Source organism: Paenalcaligenes hominis (assembly GCF_011927625.1).
Classification (GTDB): Bacteria; Pseudomonadota; Gammaproteobacteria; order Burkholderiales; family Burkholderiaceae_B; genus Paenalcaligenes; species Paenalcaligenes hominis.
Window position 1 is genome coordinate 347,312 of the sequence record NZ_JAATIZ010000001.1, and the last position, 22,863, is coordinate 370,174.

19 protein-coding genes are annotated in these 22,863 nt (G+C 49.1%); 13 read left to right on the forward strand and 6 right to left on the reverse strand.

The window, feature by feature from the left end; translation table 11 throughout:
* Positions 1 to 217: 217 nt before the first annotated feature.
* The gene (locus GGR41_RS01655; RefSeq protein ID WP_167660350.1) at positions 218 to 436 is read left to right on the forward strand and encodes a hypothetical protein; all 219 of its coding nucleotides are present in this window, start codon (positions 218 to 220) and stop codon (positions 434 to 436) included.
* Between the two features lie 9 nt (positions 437 to 445).
* On the opposite strand, the gene GGR41_RS01660 is transcribed toward GGR41_RS01655, so the two are convergent.
* The 3 genes from GGR41_RS01660 to GGR41_RS01670 are packed head-to-tail and all read right to left on the reverse strand — an operon-like array spanning position 446 to position 3,880.
* Positions 446 to 1,336, reverse strand: coding sequence for a LysR substrate-binding domain-containing protein (locus tag GGR41_RS01660; protein WP_167660351.1), 891 nt, complete (start codon positions 1,334 to 1,336; stop codon positions 446 to 448).
* A gap of 52 nt (positions 1,337 to 1,388) precedes the next feature.
* Complete coding sequence (gene mgtE, locus GGR41_RS01665; RefSeq protein WP_167660352.1) at positions 1,389 to 2,723, reverse strand: magnesium transporter; 1,335 nt, start codon at positions 2,721 to 2,723, stop codon at positions 1,389 to 1,391.
* Positions 2,708 to 3,880 carry a 2-methylaconitate cis-trans isomerase PrpF family protein gene (locus tag GGR41_RS01670; RefSeq protein ID WP_167660353.1) on the reverse strand — a complete coding sequence of 391 codons (1,173 nt, stop codon included), beginning with the start codon at positions 3,878 to 3,880 and terminating at the stop codon, positions 2,708 to 2,710. The genes mgtE and GGR41_RS01670 overlap by 16 nt, the downstream gene beginning before the upstream one ends.
* A 113-nt stretch (positions 3,881 to 3,993) precedes the next feature.
* Between GGR41_RS01670 and acnA the strand changes: the two genes are divergently transcribed.
* The 3 genes from acnA (at position 3,994) to GGR41_RS01685 (ending at position 9,534) form a co-directional block, all read left to right on the forward strand.
* Positions 3,994 to 6,642 (forward strand): aconitate hydratase AcnA, encoded by a 2,649-nt coding sequence (gene acnA, locus GGR41_RS01675; protein ID WP_167660354.1) that lies wholly within the window; start codon positions 3,994 to 3,996, stop codon positions 6,640 to 6,642.
* Positions 6,643 to 6,920: 278 nt separating this feature from the next.
* Positions 6,921 to 7,097, forward strand: coding sequence for a hypothetical protein (locus GGR41_RS01680; protein WP_167660355.1), 177 nt, complete (start codon positions 6,921 to 6,923; stop codon positions 7,095 to 7,097).
* Positions 7,098 to 7,488: 391 nt separating this feature from the next.
* A complete protein-coding gene (locus tag GGR41_RS01685) occupies positions 7,489 to 9,534 on the forward strand; it encodes a capsular polysaccharide biosynthesis protein (protein WP_188372595.1) in 2,046 nt (681 codons plus the stop codon).
* 11 nt (positions 9,535 to 9,545) lie between these two features.
* On the opposite strand, the gene GGR41_RS01690 is transcribed toward GGR41_RS01685, so the two are convergent.
* Positions 9,546 to 10,358, reverse strand: coding sequence for an META domain-containing protein (locus GGR41_RS01690; protein ID WP_167660356.1), 813 nt, complete (start codon positions 10,356 to 10,358; stop codon positions 9,546 to 9,548).
* Positions 10,359 to 10,632: 274 nt separating this feature from the next.
* On the opposite strand from GGR41_RS01690, the gene GGR41_RS01695 reads away from it, so the two are divergent.
* The gene (locus GGR41_RS01695) at positions 10,633 to 11,160 is read left to right on the forward strand and encodes a hypothetical protein (protein WP_167660357.1); all 528 of its coding nucleotides are present in this window, start codon (positions 10,633 to 10,635) and stop codon (positions 11,158 to 11,160) included.
* A gap of 49 nt (positions 11,161 to 11,209) precedes the next feature.
* Here GGR41_RS01695 and GGR41_RS01700 read toward each other — a convergent pair whose 3' ends face one another.
* Positions 11,210 to 11,692 (reverse strand): hypothetical protein, encoded by a 483-nt coding sequence (locus GGR41_RS01700; protein WP_167660358.1) that lies wholly within the window; start codon positions 11,690 to 11,692, stop codon positions 11,210 to 11,212.
* A gap of 174 nt (positions 11,693 to 11,866) precedes the next feature.
* A complete protein-coding gene (locus tag GGR41_RS01705; protein ID WP_167660359.1) occupies positions 11,867 to 13,030 on the reverse strand; it encodes an MFS transporter in 1,164 nt (387 codons plus the stop codon).
* A 251-nt stretch (positions 13,031 to 13,281) separates the two neighbouring features.
* Between GGR41_RS01705 and GGR41_RS01710 the strand changes: the two genes are divergently transcribed.
* Genes GGR41_RS01710 through GGR41_RS01745 form a run of 8 tightly spaced genes read left to right on the forward strand, consistent with a single transcriptional unit; the run spans position 13,282 to position 22,851 of the window.
* A complete protein-coding gene (locus GGR41_RS01710) occupies positions 13,282 to 14,280 on the forward strand; it encodes a KpsE/RkpR family capsule polysaccharide export protein (protein ID WP_338112370.1) in 999 nt (332 codons plus the stop codon).
* 3 nt (positions 14,281 to 14,283) lie between these two features.
* Entirely contained in the window at positions 14,284 to 15,399 is a 1,116-nt protein-coding gene (locus tag GGR41_RS01715; protein WP_167660361.1) for a polysaccharide biosynthesis/export family protein, read from the forward strand.
* Positions 15,399 to 16,199: an ABC transporter permease gene (locus GGR41_RS01720; RefSeq protein ID WP_167660362.1), complete on the forward strand. Its 801-nt coding sequence runs from the start codon at positions 15,399 to 15,401 to the stop codon at positions 16,197 to 16,199. The genes GGR41_RS01715 and GGR41_RS01720 overlap by 1 nt, the downstream gene beginning before the upstream one ends.
* 12 nt (positions 16,200 to 16,211) lie before the next feature.
* Entirely contained in the window at positions 16,212 to 18,278 is a 2,067-nt protein-coding gene (locus GGR41_RS01725) for a glycosyltransferase family 2 protein (RefSeq protein ID WP_167660363.1), read from the forward strand.
* On the forward strand, positions 18,275 to 19,159 hold the full coding sequence (locus GGR41_RS01730) for an ATP-grasp fold amidoligase family protein (RefSeq protein ID WP_167660364.1): 885 nt from the start codon (positions 18,275 to 18,277) through the stop codon (positions 19,157 to 19,159). Before GGR41_RS01725 ends, GGR41_RS01730 begins: the two co-directional genes overlap by 4 nt.
* Positions 19,160 to 19,190: 31 nt before the next feature.
* Positions 19,191 to 20,360 (forward strand): nucleotide sugar dehydrogenase, encoded by a 1,170-nt coding sequence (locus GGR41_RS01735; RefSeq protein WP_167660762.1) that lies wholly within the window; start codon positions 19,191 to 19,193, stop codon positions 20,358 to 20,360.
* 14 nt (positions 20,361 to 20,374) lie between these two features.
* A complete protein-coding gene (locus GGR41_RS01740; protein WP_077733440.1) occupies positions 20,375 to 21,034 on the forward strand; it encodes an ABC transporter ATP-binding protein in 660 nt (219 codons plus the stop codon).
* Positions 21,035 to 21,066: 32 nt separating this feature from the next.
* On the forward strand, positions 21,067 to 22,851 hold the full coding sequence (locus GGR41_RS01745; protein ID WP_167660365.1) for a coiled-coil domain-containing protein: 1,785 nt from the start codon (positions 21,067 to 21,069) through the stop codon (positions 22,849 to 22,851).
* Positions 22,852 to 22,863 lie beyond the last annotated feature (12 nt).

A 22,863-nucleotide genomic window follows, 5' to 3' on the forward strand; every position in this document is an offset into this window, starting at 1 on the left:
CGTGTATAGTACAGTGTAGCACTTCCGATTGAACTCGTCTGGATCAGATTTTCTTCATTACTAGACGGAGGGCTGTACCGAAATTTGTTATCACCAGCAGTACAGTAGTAGTACATGCATCAGTTTTAGATAATTAGTCCAGCTACAACCCCCAGGCACCGTGTTACGATGTAAGGTAAGCCGTTGCTTTATCTATAAATCACAAAGGAGCCATTTCATGTCTGGTTCAGTTGAATCCGTTGTCAGTGCATCCATTGCCCTTCAGGGCCACGCCTTAGCCCAAGAAAAAGATAACTTGCTCTTAAAAAAGGTATTAGCTAACCAAGAGCAAACCATCATGAGCTTGCTAGATGCCGCCGCTGTGACACCCAAAACCGGGCCTCAGCCGCTAGCGCACTCGGGCGCAGTGGGCACACAGGTTCACGTGACGGCTTAGGTGTTCGGTCTAATCTGGGCTTTTTAAACTCAACACCCACTCCTTAAACGCCACCAACGCAGGCAGGGTGGCGTGTTGGGGTGGGTACACCAAATAGTAGCTGCGCAAACTTTGGCGCGGTGTACCTATAGCCACTAGCTCGCCCCGAGCAATTTCATCTTTCACCAAAATATGCGGCACCAAGCCAACGCCCAAGCCGGCATGCACGGCCTGTGTGAGGTGCGAGGTCAGCTCAAAGCTAGGCCCTGGGTGCATGGTATGGGGGTCAAGCTCGTTATACAAAAACCAGTCGTGCCACGCATCAGGGTTGCTGGCGACGGTCAATAGACTTTGTTGGGCGACCCATTCTTTAGTTAGCGCGTGGGATTCCGCCTTTTCGGGGCTTACAATAGCAATTAACTGCTCGTTTTGAATGGGGTGAGCAATCAAACTCGGCCAGTTGCCCGAGCCCACCGTAATGGCAGCGTCAATTTCTTGATCACTAAAATCCACGGGCCCGATGCGGGAGTGAATATGTAGGGTGATGTGGGCATTGTGCGCATAAAAATCATGCAAGCTAGGCAGTAGCCATTTAGAACCGAAGGTAGGCAGGGTGGCGAGATGCAAGGTGTGATCACGCGTGTCCGAGGTCATGGCCTGCAGGCTGGCGCGACGGATACGGTCGAGGGCGTCTTTTATTTCCCCATAATACTTGCGTCCTGCCGTGGTCAGTTCCACATGGCGCCCAACGCGTTGGAACAGCTTGACCCCTAGGTGGCGTTCCAACTGTTGGATTTGTTTGCTGATGGCGCTTTGCGTTAGAAAAAGCTCTTGGGCCGCCAAGGTATAACTTTCATGCTTTGCGGCGGCCTCGAAGGCCACCAACAAAGGCATAGAGGGGGTCAGCTGGCGTAGATTCATAACCGTTTACCAAAATAGCGTGTAAATCCCCGTCGTTTAGGACGGGGAAATATTAAAGAATCGTGCCCGTTAAAATCAGCGCAGCCACCGAGAAATAAATGACCAGCCCCAGTACGTCAACCAGCGTTGCTACCAACGGAGCCGAGGCGCTGGCCGGGTCAAAGTTAAAGCGTTGCAACAGAAAGGGCAGCATCGAGCCCAGACTAGAACCAAAACACACAATACCAATCAGCGAGGCCCAAATCGTAAAGCCGAGCAAGGCATAGTGTTCGCCATAGTCATAAATGCCCAGATATTGCCAGGCAACAATACGCAAAAAACCAATAGCACCTAGTCCTGCACCCAGCACAAAGCCGGTGGGGAATTCACGTAAAATGACGCGCCACCAATCTTTTAATTTCACTTCGCCCAAGGCTAAGCCACGAATTAAAAGCGATGTAGCTTGCGACCCTGAGTTACCGCCCGAGCTCATAATAAGTGGAATAAACATGGCTAAGACCACGGCTTTTTCCAATTCCATTTCATAAAATTGCATGGCGCTAGCCGTTAGCATTTCCCCTAAAAATAAAATAGCGAGCCAGCCTCCGCGTTTGCGCACCATGGTACCAAAGCCCACATCCAGATAGGGCTTACCAATATGCTCACCCCCACCAAAGCGACCTAAGTCTTCGGCCGCCTCGTCCATGAGGGCGTCAATCACATCATCCACGGTCACGATGCCCACCACATGCTCGTCATCATCCACCACGGGTAAAGCTAAAAAGTTATACAGACGAATTAGGCGCGCGACCTCTTCGCGATCGGTATACGGGTCGACCATTACCGGCGTCTGCCCTGTCCACAATTCGGTCAGGGGCTGCTCGGCATCGGCAATGACCAATTGACGTAGCGGCAACACAAACTGCAAGCGGTTATAGATATCCACCACATAAATGGCATAGACCGTTTCCCGTGTGCTTTCCACTTCACGAATATGTTGCAACGTTTGAGCTACCGTCCACGTCATAGGGGCTTGAATGAATTCGGTGGTCATAATGCTGCCCGCCGTGCCTTGGGGGTAGCTCATCAACCGCAAAATCGAGGCTTTGCTAGATGGGCTGAGTAAAGCTAAACCTTGTTGCTGCACATGGGGATTAAACCCGGTCATTAGATCCGCCATGCGGTCTTCGGCAAGGCAGTCAAGCACATCGGCGCGGCCACTGCTGATCAACAGTAAGGTGATCTCATGACTATGTTTTAGCTCGGGGCTTTCCAGCAAGTTAATCAGAGTTTCTGCATCCAACTGTGCCGCCAGTTTTAGCGCTTCAGCGCTTTTTAACTGGTTTAAATAACTGACTGCATCAGCAACGTGATCAAAAGATTGTAATTTTTTTATAGAGGCAAACATGGTTTGATATCGTCCTGGTTAATCCAAACGCGTCCTTCGAATAGACGATTGGCGGTGCGATAAAAGGCGCCAGAGTGAGCGTGCCAGTGTCCTTGGTTTTGATGGACAGAGGCATCGACAGTGAGCACACCAGAGGGCATGCCCAAACGTAAGGCCGCATCAGTGCGAACCTCGGGTGATAACAGATCGGCCACTACTGTGCCTGTAATCCGTGCCGCCACGGCAGTACACAGGGACACAGTCAGGGGCAGGGCGCGGTGAGGTTGGCCACTGGAAATAACCCGCGCGACGATATCCATGTCGCTAGTGCGCACGACCTCGCCAGATAAGGTCGGGTTGTCTTGTGCTGCACTCACAAAGGCCACAAAAGGAACAAGCGTAACCGTTTTGGCTGTTTCAAGATCGGGCGTGATCCCCATGGCGACTGACGCATGAGTGCGGATTAGCTCGAGCTTAGCTAACATCTCGGGACGGCGCTCTAGCTCGTCAGGTAGCTCAAGTCCCGTCAAACCAATATCGGCTGCACGCACAAACACAGCGGCATTAGCAGCATCCACCATCGAGACTTCGAGGTCGCCTAGCTCGGGAATAGACAGGGTGTTTTTAACTTGACCTGTAGGCAGCAGCTGACCCGTAGTGGCGCCGCCTGGTTCAATGAACTCGAGTTTTATGGGTGAACCCGTACCGCCCACCCCAGGAATACTGAGTTCCCCGGCGTATTGTGTTTGCCCATTGGGGGTAGCAAAGGTGCTGTGAATGATTTTTTTCGTGTTGGTATTGTAAATACGCACGGTGGTGGTGTCGCCATGGGCCGCGACCAGCCCTTGATCCACCGCAAAAGGACCCACAGCGGAACTCATGTTGCCGCAGTTGCCTTGGTAGCTGACCTTGCGCTCTTTAATAGCGACCTGACCAAAGGTGTAGTCCACATCGGCATCAGGGTGCGAGGACGGCCCCACAATGCATATTTTAGATAGTGACGATACACCACCGCCCATACCATTTAATTGCCGCCCATACGGGTCAGGTGTGCCCATGGCCGCACAAAAGAGCGGGTCCCAGTCCTCGCGCTGGCTAGGCAAGCTTTTGGGTTGAATCATTAACGCTTTGCTTGTACCCCCCCGCATGAACACGGCATCAATAGAAATTTGGGACATGGGTCTCTCCTTTGGTAAAGTGTCTTAATTATATGAATTGTATTCAAGTCAGAAGGTAAAACACAGTGAATTACTTCCAACGGTCACCTTCCATTCTTTAGAGAGCGTACTCCATGCAGCCACAGTCAACGTATCCTCAGTTGCACATTAACGGTAAAGCGTACTCCTACGCCCCCATTCATTCCATTGAACAGCTTCACACCTTGCCCTTTTCCTTACGCATTTTATTAGAAAGCGTGGTGCGGCATGGATTACGTACTGGTGATACCGCTCAGGCCGAATTCGACGCGATTAGGCAGCGGCAGGTGGATGCAGGCATTAGCTTTTATCCGGCACGTGTATTTGGTCATGACATTTTAGGTTTAGTGATGCTGTTGGATATGGTGGCTATGCGCGAAGCCGTATACGAGGCTGGGGGCGATGCGTCTCGGGTACGTCCTACCGTAGCGACGGATGTGGTCATTGATCATTCCTTACAAGTCGACAGTTGGGCCAACCCCTTAGCGGCAGAAATAAATTTGCGACGCGAGTTCGAGCGTAATGGCGAGCGGTTTGAGTTTTTACGTTGGTGTGGGGCGAACTTTGAAGGGGTCAGTGTGATCCCGCCTGGTAAAGGCATTATGCATCAGTTGCACCTCGAGCATTTAGGGCAGGTGGTATGGCACGATGATAAAAACGCCGACACACCGTGGCTGTACCCCGATAGCTGCGTAGGCACTGACAGCCATACGCCCATGGTAAATGGCATTGGGATTTTAGGGTGGGGGGTAGGGGGCATCGAGGCCGAAGCCGTGATGGTGGGCTTGCCGGTCAGCATGCCATTACCCGAAGTCGTGGGCATTCAGCTCAAAGGCAAGTTACGCGATGGCGTCTTGCCCACCGACTTGGTATTAGCTATTACAGAAAAACTGCGTGAACTGGGGGTAGTCGGAAAATTCATCGAGTTTTACGGCGAGGGCTTAGATCAGTTGTCCATTGGCGATCGCGGCATGATTGCCAACATGGCACCCGAATACGGCGCTACCGTGGTCTTTTTCCCTACGGATCAGCACACGTTAGATTACATGCACACCACCGGCCACAGCGCCGAGCAAATTGCCTTGGTCGAGCAGTACAACAAAGCCCAACACCTTTGGCGCGATGCCAATACGCCCGATCCGGTGTTTGACAGCACGCTCAGCATCGATCTGGACACCATTGCTCCTAGCCTGTCTGGCCCTAGCAATCCCGAGGACCGCTTTGACTTAGATCACGCGGTCATGGAGTTCGAGCATCACCACCAACGTATCGCCGGCCGTCCCGTCGATTTAGAACAAATTTATCCCGTTCAGGGCGAGGAGTTTGATCTACGCGATGGCGATGTGGTGATTGCCGCTATTACGTCGTGTACGAACACAGCCAACCCCACCAACATGATGGCCGCAGGTCTGGTAGCAAAAAAGGCCATAGAAAAAGGGCTATTTAGCAAGCCGTGGGTCAAGACCTCGCTAGTGCCAGGCAGCCAAGTCACAGCAGACATTTTGCAAAAAGCCGGCCTCCAAGACGCCCTAGATCAGCTGGGCTTTAACATAGCCGGTTTTGGCTGCACCACCTGTAACGGGGGGTCGGGGCCGTTACCGCCCGCCATTGCTAAAACCATTGCCGAGCACGACGTAGTCACCACCGCCGTGCTGTCTGGTAACCGTAACTTTGATGGGCGCATTCATCCCAGCGTGCGGGCCAATTACTTGGCTTCCCCCGCGTTAGTGGTGGTTTACGCGATTGCCGGCTCCATGAATATTGATGTGGTACGTGACGCCTTGGGTAAAGACGAGCACGGTAACCCAGTGTACTTACGTGATATTTGGCCTAGCGCCGCCGAGATTGCCGCCTTGGTTGGTACGGCTTACGACAGAGAGCTATTTATTCATCGCTATAGCGAGCTATACGATGGTGGGCCGCAATGGGATGCCTTGGCCTCGGCGCCGGGGGCCACCTTTACTTGGAACCCTGATAGCAATTACATTAAAAAGCCCCCTTACTTTGATGGGCTTAGCCGCGAACCGCTACCTACCCAAGACCTTACCCATCTGCGCCCATTGGTCATCCTAGGTGACTCCATCACCACCGATCACATCTCGCCGTCCGGAGCCATTAGCCTAGGTACACCCGCCGCCGATTACCTACTCGCACACGGCGTAGCACAAAAAGACTTCAACAACTACACCACGCGCCGCGCCAACCACGAGATAGTGATGCGCGCCACCTTTGCTAACATTCGCCTGCGCAACAAAATGACGCCCGGCATCGAAGGAGGCATCACGCGCTTAATGCCCGAAGGCAAACAAATGCGCGTGTTTGATGCCGCTGAAATCTACCTAGAACGCCAACAAGACCTTATTATTCTCGCCGGCAAAAACTACGGCTGTGGCTCCTCGCGCGATTCCGCTGCCAAAGGCGTTGCCTTGTTGGGGGTGAAAGCCGTCGTCGCTGAAAGTTTTGAACGCATCCACCGTACCAACCTAGTCGGCATGGGCGTTTTGCCGCTGCAGTTTAAAGCCGGCACAGAGATTGATGACTTAGGCCTAGATGGTTCGGAAGTCTTTGATGTGATCGGACTGGAGAATGATTTAGGCGTGCATTCCGAAGTGGAGCTACGCGTGCATCGGTTGGACGGCTCGGTACTTTCTGTGCCACTCGTGGCGCGTTTAGATACCGTAGAGGATGTCGAGTACTGGAAGCACGGCGGTATTCTGCCGCGTGTGTGGCGTAGTTATTTGTGATGCTTTGTTGAGCGCTGGCTTGAGGCTGGAGTCTTGTGCTGTGTGCCTTAGCCCTCACGCTGCCCACCTCAGATAGCGCTTTCACATTTGTCTTTCTTTGGCAGGTAGTATTCCTCATGCTGTCCGTCTCAGATAACACTCTCACTAGGCAGTGCTCGCTCACTACGTTCGCTCCGCGCTGAACCGTTCGAGTGGTATTCTGAGACGGACTGAAGGGGGAACAACTTGAATCAGAGCGTAACACCGATGGCAAAGCCTTCATCCTTAGCCTGTGCGTCATGAACACCGATGAGCGATTCAGCGCGGAGCGAGCGCAGCGAGCGAGCACTGCCAAGCGAATCGATGATCATGAAAGCACAAAGCAAACCAGACTTGTAAACGATCAACAGCAAGTCCCCAGCCATCCTCAGCCTGACGCATTGCTAGCTCGCAACGATCAGGCAGCCATTGGGTAGATGCGACTAGTGTCTTGTGCTGTGTGCCTTACTCCTCCCGCTGCCCGTCTCAGATAACACTCTCACTAGGCAGTGCTCGCTCACTACGTTCGCTCCGCGCTGAACCGTTCGAGCGTTATTCTGAGGTGGGCTGAAGAGGGACTAACTTGAATCAGAGCGTAACACCGATGGTAAAGTGCTATATTCTTAGCCTGTGCGTCATGAACAACGATGAGCGATTCAGCGCGGAGCGAGCGCAGCGAGCGAGCACTGCCAAGCGAATCGATGATCATGAAAGCACAGAGCAAAACAGAATAGCCATCTGCTGAAAGTAAAACTGTCCAATGAAAGCACAGAGCAAGACAGGACTGTAAACGATTAATAGCAAAACAGTAACAACGAGCCCCCACGCGTGAAGTACATCTACTCCTCCAAAGCCCTACGTAAGCTGCCCTTCCTAACCGAATTTTTAGCCGACCTAGACCACCTAGGCCCTACCATCGTACTAGGCTGGGGACAGCGCCCCACGACGGTCAAAGCGCGAGCGTATGCGCGCAAACATGGCTTACCGTATGTTGCGCTAGAAGACGGCTTTTTGCGTTCGGTAGACTTAGGCGTGAACGGGGCGGCGCCCTTGTCCATGGTGGTGGATGAGATAGGTATTTATTACGATGCGCGTCACCCATCAAAATTAGAACAGCTCATTGCGCAAACGCGGGCGGAGGATCACGAGCTAAAACGCCAGGCTCAAACGGCACAAGCGTATTTGGTGCAGCACCAGCTTTCTAAATACAACCATGCGCCAGCCATGGCGTTACCTGCCTTGCCGGCTGACTTCACCCACCGCGTGCTCGTGGTAGATCAAACACGGGGTGATATGTCGGTGGTGAACGGGGGCGGTGAAGACGGGGTCGTCGCCATGCTAGACGCCGCGCTCCATGACCATCCCACCGCGCAAATCATAGTAAAAACGCACCCCGATGTGCTGACGGGTAAAAAGCAGGGCTACTTAACAGATCACCCATTATTAGCGCACCCACGCGTTTTAATTTGGGCTAAAGACTGCGCCCCGTTGCCGTTGTTGTCCCAAGTGGATCACGTGTATGTGTACACCTCTCAAATGGGCTTTGAGGCCTTAATGCTGGACAAGCCCGTGCAGTGCTTTGGGCTGCCGTGGTATGCGGGGTGGGGCGTCACGCGCGACCGACACCCCGATCACCAGCTGCTGCAAGCGCGTCGCCCTACGCCTAAAGCGGTATGGCAGCTCTTTGCGGCGGCGTATTTGCAGTACGTGCGCTACCTGCATCCTGATTTAGGTTGTGCTGGCACCATTATGGACGTGATGCCATGGCTAGTGCGCAATAGAGATGCGGCGCAACAGCTGAGCGGAACGCTATATTGCATCGGCATGAGTTTTTGGAAGCAGGCCACGGTTAGGCCTTTTTTGCGTGCGCACACCAATCGGCTCGTGTTTGTGCCGTCATTGGCTAAATTGAATCGTATGACATTGGCCGCTGATGCCAAGCTAGTGACATGGGGCAGTCGCGACCTCATGCAGGCGCAGCAGTTGGCACAGCAAAAAAACCTCCCACATTGGCGGATGGAGGACGGATTTGTACGCTCGGTGGGCTTAGGGTCCGATTTATTCCGACCTTTGTCGTTGGTGGTGGATCGTTCCGGCATGTACTACGATCCCCATTCCCAAAGTGATCTAGAGCAGATGCTATTGCAGGGACAATGGACAGCAGCCCAAGAGCAACACGCCTTGGATTACATCACCGCCTTTACCCAAAAAGGCCTTAGTAAATACAACTTAGGTGGGCAAAGCATCCAAGTCACTAATCAGTCCAAACGTATTGTGTTGATCCCGGGGCAGGTCGAGGACGATGCCTCGGTGCAATATGGCTCGCCAGTGATCCAAACCAACGCCCAGCTTATTACGGCAGTGCGCCAGCAGTGTCCTGATGCCTACATCATTTATAAACCTCACCCTGATGTCGTAGTGGGCAATCGCAAAGGGCATGTGCCGCCCGAAGTGCTCGCGCACCAGGTGGATCACGTGGTGGTTAATGCCAATATTGTGGAGTGTTTGCGGTTGGCCGACGAAGTCCACACGATGACGTCGTTAACGGGCTTCGAGGCGTTGTTACACGGTAAAGTCGTGCATTGCTATGGCGGGCCCTTTTATGCGGGATGGGGGCTGACATACGACCATTACGCCTTGCCGCATCGGCAGCGTAAGCTAAGCCTAGCTCAGCTGGTGTACACCACCATTTTTCAGTATCCCCGTTACAGCATGCCATGTAAAATTGGCACAAGCGGCTTTGCAGCACCCGAGTCGGTGTTGGCTTGGCTAAGTCAGCAGGCGGATCAACAAAAAAATAGCGCTGCAGCGCCGGGGTGGTTTAATAATAAAAAACGCAAAGCAACTGCACTATGGCAGTTGCTTCGTAGCTAAATGAAAACGCGTTACAGACCGGTGTTGGACTGCACCACCATATCTAACACATACGCATCCGTTGCGCTGCCAGCCGGCGCGTTCGGGATGGCATAGCGTTTAGTGCGAACAATAGTCCCTACGCCATTAACATGTTCGTAACCCTCGATCGCATTAGGTTGGAATAAGATCCAATCGCCAGTACCCGTAGCGACGCCGTTTTGGTCATAATGTACTGGGCGTACTTTTAAACACATATTGCCGCTTTGGGGGCACATCTCGGGGGTGGGCGAAACCTCGAGGAAAACCATTTCTGCTTGGCCACCGTATTTAGCTTCGTTGGTTTGTTTCCCAGCAAAACTCCAAATTTGCCCGTTGTCAAAGTGTAGGCTAAGCACAGGGGCGGGGGCGTCTTGGGCTGTTTGGTCGGTCGTGGCTAAAGACCAGGTGCTAGCAGTAGGTAATAGGCGAGCGACCTCTTGCTCGTATTGCATTAACTCGGGGTCATTACACATTTTCATAGTGCCTACCACCTGTGAAAAGGCAATGCTGTTTTCCTGTAGGTTGTACGACGCGTTTAGGTTATTACATAGGTTTTGTAACGCCACCACATCATCTAAGAAAGTCAGCGTCAATGGGTGGTCAAGGGTCTTGCCTACATTTTTACTGGCGCCATCTGGCTCCACCACATTTACTAAATCCCAGTGATACGCTTGAATAGTCTCGGCAGGACTTAGCGTGACTTTTTTTCCTGAGTCAGTCATTACAGTCGTAGAGGGAGCGCTGCAAGCGGCAAGCCCGGCGGTAGCAAATGCTGCGGTTAAAAAAGTTAATTTGCGTTTCATAGCATGTCCTTATGGGTTTGTAACCACTTCATTTTCCAAGGGCTAGCGCTGAAAAGCAATGTAACTTGACGCTTTTTAAAGGTCAGATTCCATCTAAATGTAACAAGTCAAGCCAGCGATTTAAAAATAAAACGCGCATTCAAGTGCTTAGACGCCGCCTTGCAAGACGTACTTCGTAACCCTTGCTTGCATTTTAAGCGGATAGGTTTTTATCAAAGCGTATAGTGGATTGAGATGGACTTCGTTATTCGCAGCACACATTAGGAGAGCATACATGAGCACAAATCCTATATCTGGTGAGCAGTCTAATACTAAATTTCTGGCCGTCTTTGACACCCAATCGGAGTTAGAGCAATGTAAAACCGCGTTGGAGCAGACGGGCTATGATCCAAACCAGATCACGGTCGTGGCCCCTCATGACCGGCGTTACAGCCGAAAGATCGAACCCGAGTCCAAGGGCATTTTTCAGACCGCGATTCGAGCCCATACGTTATTTGGGATCCTTGGTTTCCTAGTGGGGTTGGGGCTGTGGGCAGGGTTGTACTGGTCTGGCATCCCGATGATTGTGTCATCGCCCGTTGTTAGTGTGATCCCTTTCTTATTTGTGTTTACCAGTGGCGGTTTATTGCTAGGTGGCTTTTTAACCTTGCGCCCTGACCACCTTATGGTGATCCAAGGCGTGAAAGAGGCCAAGCGCCAAGGGCGTTGGTCGCTGATTGTGCACTCGCGCAATGCCACACAAACCGTACAGGTCGAGGAATGGTTTAAAACCGCGAATATCTCTGCAGTACGCAGCTTGTGATATTCCTGGCCTAAACAATAGGTCGTTCCGCGTTTTCCGATGCAGGCAGCTAGTCGGCAGCGCGGGGCAGATATTGTCGCAAAATAGCAATAAAAATCAGGGGGATTAGGTTAAAGCCCAGTTGGTATAGATCCAACGTGGGAAACCATTTAAATACCCCTGCGTACCCCCAACGAAAAAGAATGTCTGCCCCGTAGTTATCTGGCTCTAGGCGAATCAACGGCACAATACCTAGACCAATAATACTGTGGTAGGAAATTAAGGCAGAGCTAAACACAGGGACACTGGTCCACGATAGCCAATAAAGCCATTCAGCCCCTTTGGGGTCGTTTTTCCAGAACATCACCGACCCGCCAATGGCGACTAGGTTTTGAAAAACTAACAAACCAAACAACGTCAACGCTAACCAACTGGTGGTAAACAAGCCCAATTGAGGCAGTAAATAATACAAGCCTACCCAGCCACCTACAAAATAAATTAAGCAAACCAGTTGACGCAAGCGTACAGACAAAGAAGAGGTTGAAGAGGCCATAACACAAACCAAAGAGTGAATGATCCACAAAGCATACCTGCAACAGCTACGAAAAGGTAGCTGTGCCCAGCGATCTCTACCACCCGATGAACCTGTGCGACCACAGCGTGTGCATTAGGCCGAACACTCAATAGGTGCAGGTTCGCGCACTTTGATTGCCACCCAACGTGTGCATTAGGCCGAACGCGCTATGCGCCGCGCCCAACTGTGCATGGCGATGCCACCCAGGGCAAACAGTGCGCCCACGTAGGCCGTTGAGTCCCAACCTAGCCCTGCACTAATGGCCACACCACCCAGCCAGGCCCCTAAGGCATTGGCCGCATTAAACGCCGAATGGTTTAACGCAGCGGCCAAGGTCTGCGCCTCACCGGCTACATCCATCAAACGCGCTTGCAGGGCTGGGCCTAGCGCCACCAGCGTACCAATCAGTAAAATATTGATAGGGCCTAAAATGGGATGGTGCGAGGTCCAGTAAAAGGCGCTGAGTACCAACACCCCCCACCATAAAATACCGCGGATGGTTTTGCTTAAATGCCAGTCGGCTAATCTTGCACCGACCAAGTTACCAGCAATCATGCCCACGCCGAATAAGGCCAACACCCAAGGAATGGTTTGCTCGCCTAGGCCAGCTAGTTGCATCATAGTGGGTTTTACATAGCTAAACACCGCAAACAGCCCCCCAAAACCAATCGCCCCAATACCTAAAGTGATCCAGACCTGCTTATTTTTTAATGCAGTTAGCTCTAGCAAAGGACTGGCGTGGTCATTAGCCGGAATATAGGGTACGCAGCGCGCCACCATTAAAAAGCTCAGCACACCAACCACGCCTACAAAAACAAAAGCAGCACGCCAGCTTAGCCACTGGCCTAACGCCGCTGCTAACGGCACCCCGATTAAGGTGGCTACCGTCAAACCCAGCATCACTAGTCCAATGGCCTGAGTGCGTTTGCCTTGGCCCACTAAATTAGCCGCTACCAAGGCTGCCACCCCAAAATACGTCCCATGTGGAAAACCCGTCACAAAACGCGCCACCAACATACTGTGGTAAGTCGGCGCCATCGCACTCACAAAATTAGCCACAGCAAAAAACACCATGAGCCAGACTAAAAAACGACGCTGCGGAATACGTGCACCCAGCACAGCTAATAGCGGCGCGCCAATCACTACACCCAATGCGTAGGCACTGATTAAATGACCGGCTTGGGGAATACTGATAGCTAAATCTGAGGCCGCATCCGGCAACAGACCCATAATCACAAACTCGCCCGTACCAATACCAAAACCACCAAGGGCGAGGGCGAGGATGGCCCAAAACAACGAAAAGGGCTTAGAAGACATAGATAGGCACTGCAATTAAGAAAAGGATAGAGGGGATTTGATACAAATAACACAACATGTACTTAGCTGTGGAGCTTTGGCTTCGGTTAGAATAGAATGTTGGCTTCTTTGCAGCTCTAAGTGTTTAGTCATTACGTAAATAAAGAAATTTTAAAATGAAAATCAAAACCAAATCATTGTCACTTTTTATAATAATCGTGCCAATGATCATCGCAATTCTTTATTATGCTTTTTTTGCATCAAATCGATATGTGAGTTCGGCTCAAGTGGTAGTACGCCAAGCTGAAAGTAGCTCCCAAGCCAGTATTCCCGGGCTAGCACTGTTAATGAGCAGTATAGATCCTGTATCCCGCGAGGAAACCTTGTACCTACGTGAATACATTACCTCGCCCGACATGCTGCAGTACCTAGAGCAAGAAAACCAATGGTCTGAACACTTTTCTGGGCGCTTAAACGACCCCATTTACTGGCTGAGTGCAGACGCCCCACTCGAGGACAGGGTGAAATTCTACCAGCGTTTAGTCAAAGCCACCTACGATGAAACCACCGGTTTGCTTTTAGTGGATGTTCAAGCCTTAACGCCCGAATTTGCGGAAAGTACATTGAAACTGATTTTGGAAAAAAGTGAACGTTTTGTAAATGAAATATCACAAAAAATTGCAAAAGATCAATTAAACTTTGCGGAAAATGAATTAGTCGATGCTACGAATCGGTACGAAGAAAGTAAAGTAGCCATGTTATCATTTCAACGCCGCAGCAATCTACTGAATGCAGAGGCCACGGCCATCTCGCGCGCTACCATCATTGCCAATCTCGAGTCCGAGATTGTGAAAGAAAATGCCCGCCTAAAAACGCTAACAGCCACTCTAGACGGCAGCTCGCCACAGGTGCGTGCGCAACGCAGTCGTATCCGCGCCCTAGAGCAGCAGTTGCAGGCAGAAAACCAGCGCTTAATTTCAGCCGGGGCGGGCGATAAATTAAACGTGGTGGCAGCCGAATACCGTCGCCATGAAATTGATGTGGCTATTGCCGAGGAATTTTATAAAACCAGCATAGCCGTAGTAGAAAATGCCAAACTCGAGGCCAGTAAAAAAATACGCAGCTTAGTTAGCGTGGTGCAGCCCAATATGCCGGAAGACCCCGTCTACCCACGCCGCATTTATAACCTAATTACTATCTTTATTGCCTTGTGTTTGCTGTATGGCATTACACGATTTGTTTTGGCCTCTATCGAAGATCACCGAGAGTAAAACATGAAATCCCTAACCATTAAGTTGATTGGATCGATAGCCTTGGCAACGGCGTTAAGCGGATGTGCCAGCAGTATTTTTTCAGGGGCTGGCCCAACCAAAAGTACAATAACAAGCGATGCCGCCGCAGAAGACGCCAATTACCGCTTAGTCAGCCTGTCAGCGCAAACCATTGCGCCGTACATGCGCCCAGCGTTGCCCACACCACGTCCCGAGGTCTCTGCAACCGCCTTGCCCGAGCTCACTTTAGTGACCGGCGATGTACTGAAAGTCATGATGGCCGACAGTGCGGAAGAAGGGGCCTTGTTTGCGCCATTGGCAGTAGGTGGGACGGTATTTGACGCAGTACGTGTCAATGCAAAAGGCATGATTTCATTGCCTTATGCCGGGCGTATCAAGGTCAGCGGTCTAAGCCTAACGCAAACCGAAGACCTCATCCTGAAAAAAATCGCGCGCTATACCACCTCTCCTCAGGTCCATGTAAGCTTAGTGGGTGATTTAGCGGGCTCAGTCTTGGTGGCTGGCGACGTGAACAAACCAGGCCGATTTTCCACCTTGCAGGGGCCATTAACCCTGCTAGACGCCATCAATGAAGCCGGCGGTCCCAAACTCGAGCCGTATTTAGTGGATGTGGTGGTGCGCACCGGTAAAACAGCGCAACGCTTTAGCTACCAAGAATTACTCAATGGTCTTAACCAACCTGTGCCACCCAATGCGGAAATTGTGGTCGAACGCGCACGTAAACGCTTTGTGGCCATGGGCGCCGTCAACACCCCGGGTTTGCACGATTTCCCATCCCAAAGCCCCAGCTTGCTCGAGGTATTGGGCAGTGTAGGGGGCTTGAACGAGGCCAAGGCTGACGCACGTGGTGTGTTTATCTTCCGCCTACCAGAAAGTATTGCCTACGACAGCGAAAGCAATCGCGTCGTGTCCGAGGTAAAACCATTGGTGTTTCATCTCGACATGCGCGACCCCACCGCTATGTTCCTAGCGCGCCAGTTCCTCGTTCACCCCGAAGACGCCGTGTACGTCACCAATGCCCATGCGTATGAGTTCCAAAAACTGATCTCGCCCATTATTCAGGTGTTGGTCTTAGGTAGAACGGTTGGGAATCTGTAATGAATGCTGTAAGCCGTACTAAACGCAGCTCATGGCAAATTACTAAAGCCGTTATCTTTGCACTAATGCTAAGAGAGTTCCAGACGCGCTTTGGTAGCCGACGTATGGGCGCGTTTTGGGTTTTGTTCGAGCCGATGATACACATCGCTTTTATGATGTTTATGTTCACGGTAATTCGGCTACGAACAGTTCCGGGTATGGATTTTCCTGTGTGGTTATTAACAGGGATTGTGCCGTTTTTTTTAATGCGCAATATTGCTTTGCGCTTTATGGATACGGTTTCAGCTAACCGAGCGCTTTTCGCATATCCTAATATAAAAATCTTTGATACCTTTGTAGCGCGGCTTTTGGTCGAGCTCATGATTTACTCGGCGGTATATGCCATTTTAGTTTTTATATTGGGCTTTTGGTTTGGCTATGACGTAAGTGTGGCGTACCCTTTGCGGTGGATTGCTAGTTTAGCGATAGGCATTTTGTTTGCATTTTCATTAGGCATGTTTTTTTGTGTGATTGTGCAGGTCATGCCAAATTCGGCTACTTTTATTCGATTACTCTTTATGCCGTTGTATTTTATATCGGGTGTGATCTTTCCTATTTGGAGTTTGCCGCAGCAGTTTTTACCATGGCTGTTGTGGAATCCCTTTCTACACATTATTGATAACATCCGTACCAGTGTATTTTTAATGCATCCAGAAACACCCGGCATTAGTTATAGCTATCCCATTTCTGTAACAATAATTATGTTATTTTTGGCCTTAGGTCTTTATAGGGTACGTAAAGATTATTTATTAAGCCGTTAAGGTCTTGGTTTAATGGGAAACTTATTACTTCAAGCTAATCAGCATTTGATTAACAAGAACCACGACAAGGCCATCGAGCTTTATCAACGGCTTTTTTTGGCAAACCCAGAGTTTAAATCGTATGCGTTTAATTTGGATTTAGCCTTGCGACGTGTGGCTGCGGAGAAAAGGCAAGCCGTGCTAAAAGAGTTATTTAGTCGCCAGCATGCTATTTCTTTAAATGCCGCCATGGAGTTAATGCAGTTTACCGCTTTATTTGACGAGCCGTTTTATAAAAGTCAGGTCGATCTGGGGCTGCCCGCAGATGTGCCTGCTGCATTGCATTATCTAGCTTTGGGTTGGGCGTTAGGCTACGAGCCCAGTGCCCAATTTGCATCTAAGCAGGCTACCAACCAAACCCATAGAAAAGCACTTAGACCACGCAGCCCGCTCATTGATTACCTATTACCAAAACATCATAAAGAAAAAGAAGAGTCTAATAGAAAAGACATAGATTTAAGTGCACAGCTCTGGGGCGGGCACTCAGCTACCGCCCTAATAGAATTGCATTCTATAGCAACGAATACCGAGCTTGATGCCCATACACGCTGGTGGGCTATGTGGCATGTAGCCCGCTGGTATTATTTTACGGGTGACTACCAAAAGGCATTGGCATTAGGCAATGCTATGGAGCAGCTCGGGGCTGTGAATAGCCTTCGTAAAGAAAGATGGTACTTGCAGTATTTTTGTTTGGTGTTAACTCAGCAAAAAGCAGCAGCGTATAAATTGCTTAGGCGCTACCTAGACCTTTTTCCCCAAGATGCCGATGCTATGTTGGCCTTAGCTAACTCAGCATCTGACGATGCCGCTCGCTTACAGCTCATTAATCAAGCTTTTACCTTACACGGTTTGACTGGGCTGCAGTTGAAAACAGCAGAGAAGTCGTTGGGCTTAGCTACGATTCAAGGGCAGCCAACACCGGCTGTAAATGGCGATCAAAAAGTATCGATCATACTGCCCATATACAATGCACAGCACCAGATCGAAACGGCTATCGAGTCATTGCTTGCGCAGAGCTATGTGAATTTGGAAATTATTGCGGTTGATGATTGCTCTACGGATGAGACCTATGCTGTTTTAAAAAAACTAGAACAAAAAGATCACAGGGTCAAAGCATTGCAAGTTTCAGTTAATGGGGGGGCCTATGCAGCTCGTAATTATGGTTTACACAGGGCTACCGGCGATTTTATTACCACTCACGATAGTGATGATTGGTCGCACCCACAAAAAATTGCTCTTCAGGTGATGTATTTAACGCAACACCCAAGGGTAATGGGGTGTGTCACTCACTGGGCTCGAGTTACTGCTGATCTCTGTTTTACTCAAAACTGGCGTCCCGAAAACCGCATAACGCATTGGAGTCACTCTTCATTTATGTTTAGAAAAGAGGTGAAAGAGACGCTAGGTGAATGGGATCAAGTGCGTGTTGGGGGCGATACAGAGTATATCTGGCGAATGCAGGCACACTACGGCAAAGACTCTTTTGCTAAAATTCATCCCGAACTACCACTCGCTTTTGCCCTGGATGAGGCGTCTTCATTGACACGCACCAAAGCAACGCATGTGCGTACGGTCTACTTTGGCTTGCGGCATATTTATAGACAGATTGCCGAGTGGTGGCATAGTCAGTCTGCTGTGTTGTCTTTGCCAGCAGCCGACGCACAACGCGCGTTTAATGCTCCCATACCTATGTGGCGTAAACAGACAGGTCCAGAACATTACGATCTATGCGTTGCAGGTGATTATTCCAATTTAGCAGACGTGTTAGCAGCGGCCAAACTCATTCAAACGCATCCACATAAAAAAGTCGCTTTATTTCACTGGCCCGCGTTCGGTCATGCCGAGCGTAAACTGTGTGCGTTGTATTTTGAGTTGGTAGGCAGGCCTAACGTTGAGCCTATAGTCAGCGGTCAGCCCATCGAGGCAGTAGATTACTACTTAACCAATAACTCATTAGTTCACTATCCTCTAGATGCTTATCCTTTATGGAATAAATCAGAGTCGTGGCAACTACTCGAAAACAGGCCTAACTCAGTATGAAAATGACGCAACGTGTGCCCCTTACTTGGTCGGATTTTAGCGCATTGCGATGGAGCGGCATTGAAAAGCCCGCCTCTAGGATAGGAAAGCTGAAACTACAGCAGTACGCGGAAAAACATGGTTTTGCCTGCCCAAAAGTACTTGGGCGTTTTGATTCGGCAAGCAAGATCAAGTTAGATAGCGTCAATGCAGACGCTTTTGTGCTGAAGGCAGAGGGGTTGTGGTCTAGCGAAGGCGTATATGTGCTTCATAAAATTATGGGGCTTCATTTGTTTTATGACGTAAAAAGCCAGCGTGTAGTATCTGAAGAGCAGATTATTCAAGCAGCCTTAGAGCTAGAAGCTAAACGTAATAAAAAGATAACTTTTTTTATTGAGCAACGGGTGATTGACGAAGAAGCTAAAAACATCATTCCGTTGGACTATAAGCTATTTACTTTTTATGATCGGGTCGAGTTTATTTTACAAGTGGATCGAAACTATACGCCGGCCCGGTTTTGCTTTTTCGATGGGCAGTTCAACGTGATTAAGGATGATCGTGTTCAGGCGTCTAGCCATGCGCAACAGCCTGCAGCGATACCCCGTGTGCCTGAGTGTGCGGATCAAATGCTACGTTTAGCCTCTGACCTAACAAAAAAATTAAAAGCGACATTCATTTCCGTGGATTGTTACGCCACTCCGGATGGGGCCATTTTAGGCGAGCTAACGCATACACCAGGCGGCCCGTGGTTTCAACGTATGTATTATTTTTCAGATAGCTTTGAGTTAGAGCTAGGCCGTTACTGGCGGCTGGCCTATCAAAAAGTGCAGCAAGACATTCCACTTTTAACTGTGCCGTATGAGGTTAAATTAAAAGGGAAAGTGTGTAGAGTTATTTATTAGCTCACCCTAGAGAAATTATAGTGTGAATAAAATGAAAATTGCAGTAGTAGGAATTGGGTATGTAGGGTTAGCTAATGCTGTATTGTTAGCGCAATATCATCGCGTTGTTGCGGTAGATATTGATACGGCGAAAGTGGGTTTGCTAAATAAAAGACTTTCCCCTTTAGCAGATAAGGAAATCGAAGACTATTTGCAAAACAAGGAATTAGATCTACATGCCACCACAGATTTTGCTCAGGCTTATGTAGATGCAGATTTGGTGATTATTGCCACACCAACAAATTACGATCCCAAAGACAATTTTTTTGATACCTCATCTGTAGAAAAAGTAGTGCAGAATGTATTAGGTGTGAATAAGCAGGCACTTATAGTAATTAAATCCACTGTGCCAGTTGGTTTTACCGAAAAACTAAAAAAAACTTACTCAACAGAAAATATTATTTTTTCACCCGAGTTTTTACGAGAGGGACATGCGCTGCATGATTGTTTATACCCTTCACGTGTTATTGTCGGAGAAAAATCCGCCAGAGCTGAACAAATAGCTACCTTGTTTACCCATGCGGCTTTAAATGACTCTACCGATGTATTACTAACTAATAATACCGAGGCAGAGGCCATCAAGCTATTTGCTAATACGTATTTAGCTATGCGGGTCGCTTTTTTTAATGAGCTCGATAGTTATGCGTTAGCGCACCAGCTAAACACGCGTGAAATTATTCAGGGTGTATGTTTGGATACACGTATTGGTTCTCATTATAATAACCCCTCGTTTGGTTACGGTGGCTACTGTTTGCCAAAGGACACAAAGCAATTATTGGCCAATTATTCGCATACCCCTCAAGATTTAATGTCGGCCATTGTGAACTCAAACCGTACCCGTAAAGACTTCGTTGCTGACGATATTTTAAATAAGGCACCAAAGGTAGTGGGTTTTTACCGTTTAGTGATGAAGGCTGGCTCGGATAACTTTAGGTCGTCTAGTATCCAAGGGATTATGAAACGCATTAAAGCCAAAGGCATAGAGGTTTTAGTGTATGAGCCTACACTAAACGAGCCCCATTTTTTTAATTCCCAAGTGATTAACGATTTATCTGTTTTTAAAGAAAAGGTCGACGTGATTGTCGCAAATAGGTTTAGCGACGAGCTCAGTGATGTAAAAGAAAAAGTTTATACTAGAGACTTATTCGGTAGCGATTCTTAAAATGGAATCAAACGATGATTGAAATTCAAAACCTAACCAAATCTTACCTGCACCACAAGACAGGCCGGTCATTTGTATTTAAAAACTTGTCTTTTACCATTCCTGCTGGGCGTAACTTGGCAATCATAGGGAAAAACGGTGCCGGTAAATCAACGCTAATGAATATTTTATCGGGTGTAGATGCGCCAGACAGCGGCAAAATCATTTCCGATAAACGTATTTCTTGGCCTGTAGGGCTACGAGGTGGGTTTCAGGGCTCATTAACAGGCAGACAAAATGCGCAGTTTGTGGCTCGGGTACAGGGGTTTTCAGGCGAGGCATTACGTGAAAAAGTCGATTTTGTCGAGCAGTTTGCTGAAATAGGCAAGTATTTTGATTCGCCTTCTAGTACGTATTCCTCAGGGATGCGCAGTCGCGTCTCATTTGGTATTAGCTTGGCGTTTGATTTTGATTATTATCTGGTCGACGAGGCCATGGCAGTAGGGGATGCCCATTTTAAACGTAAAGCCCGCGCCGCTTTTGATGAAAAAATAGGTAAAGCCAATATTATTATGGTCACGCATAGTATGAGCCAAGTGCGGGATATGTGTGATATGGTGCTGGTGCTTGAAAAAGGGCACGTGCATTTTTTTGAAGATATTGAAGCTGGTATTGATTATTACGATAACCTGTAAAAATTGGGTTAATGAAAAACAAGGAAAGTTGCATGTCATTGGTACTTGGGGCGGGAGCCTACTGTAATTGGATAGAAGCGCTGCCGGTACTAGCTGTGGTGGGCTTTAACGAGGGCCAAGCTCGGGCCATAGAGTTAAATTTGACTCAAGATACATTGCGTCAGGCGTTAGCTCAGCCTTACAGTGTGGTTTTACAAAGCACAGAGCAACTACAATTACTTGCCCAAGAGCTCACGCAGTACCCACAACAGAAAGTGATCTTGTTCTACAGTGATTTACCTCAGCTTTTAACTGGGTTGATCACGACAGATCACGATATAGCCGAGGCATTAGAGCAGTGGAAAACCAATCTGCTTGCATTGCAAGACTTCTATCGTATGCATCGTAAGCAAACGCTTTTGTTTGATTTAAGTCAGGTACTAAGCCACCCTCATCACTTTGTAGAGGTATGCAAGCAACATGGGGTGTCTACGCTAGATACTGCTGCAGTGGATGTTGTGGTGCATGATGCTGCTAAACCGTGGGCGTCTACGCTAGCCCAACAAATACTTTTACAAGACCCCGACTTAGCTCAGGTTGTTCAATATACAAAAGCGATGACTTGGCCTTTAACAAGCGAAAGCTCAGCTGCCCCTGATTCCGACTCTGTAGGGGCATTGGCTGTATTGCGACAATTACAATCAGCTTCAGCTTTTGAAAAAGAACTGGCATACACTCAGACCAAACTAGCCGCGCAGCATGAGGAAAAACAAAACCTGCTTCAAGAAAATCAGTCGGTTTTACAGCAGCTTTCTGTGGCCCAAGAGCAAAAAAATACATTAGGTCAAGAAAACCAGTTGGTGTTAGAGCAGCTTTTTGTCGCCCAAGAGGAGCTAGAAAAAAAATCCTTAGCGCTGCAAAACACGGAACAAGAGCTTTCCCAGCTAAGGCAAACTCATCAAAAATTCGTAGCCCTAGAGCGCAACTCGCAGACACAGCTTAAGAAAATTACAGCTTTAGAAACGAAACTGGCCGAAGAGTTAGCATCAAATCAGGCTAATCAAGAGCAGCTTCAGGCAGAAAAAACAACGTTGAATGCACAATTGATCGAGCTAAAAGCTCAGCTACATACTGCACAAAGTGACGTTGATCAATCAGAGAAGAAAGTTGTAGAGCTACAGCTAGAAAAAAATGCACTCGCTCAAGAAAACCAGCTTGTAATAGAGCAGCTGCTTACGGTACAAGCAGAGTTAGAAACCCTGATGTTGGCTAAAGAGACATCGCTTGCTCTACAAAAAGAGCTGGGCGCTGAAAATACTTTATTGTTGCAGCAGCTTCATTCGCATCAAGAGGAGTTAGAGCGAATTTACCTAAAAGATAAAGACGCAACTACGGCGCCTGACCGTCAAGTGCCTGTGGTACTTGATCATAACAAAGAGTCCAGTACCGATTTGGTAGTGGTTTCTGAGGTACGTGTACACGAGCCTGAGCATACCGTTCCACCCAGATCGTTCTTTGAGCGTCGTGCTGCTCGAAAAGCGCGACGTGACGCTCTGCGTAAAGACAAAGAGCGAGCCCAACACATTGTGCAAAGTCCTTGGTTTGATGCGCAGTGGTATTTGCAGCAGTATCCCGATGTAGCGCAGGATCCTGTGCAGTCTGCTAACCCTGCATTGCACTACATACGTTTAGGCGGTTTTGAGGGACGAAATCCTTCCCCTTATTTTGATTCCAGTTTTTACCTTGAATCAAACCCGGATGTGGCCATCACCGGTATTAACCCGTTATGGCATTTCTTGCGCAATGGTCAAGCAGAAGGGCGTCAGCCCCATCCTTAGTAATTAGGGAAA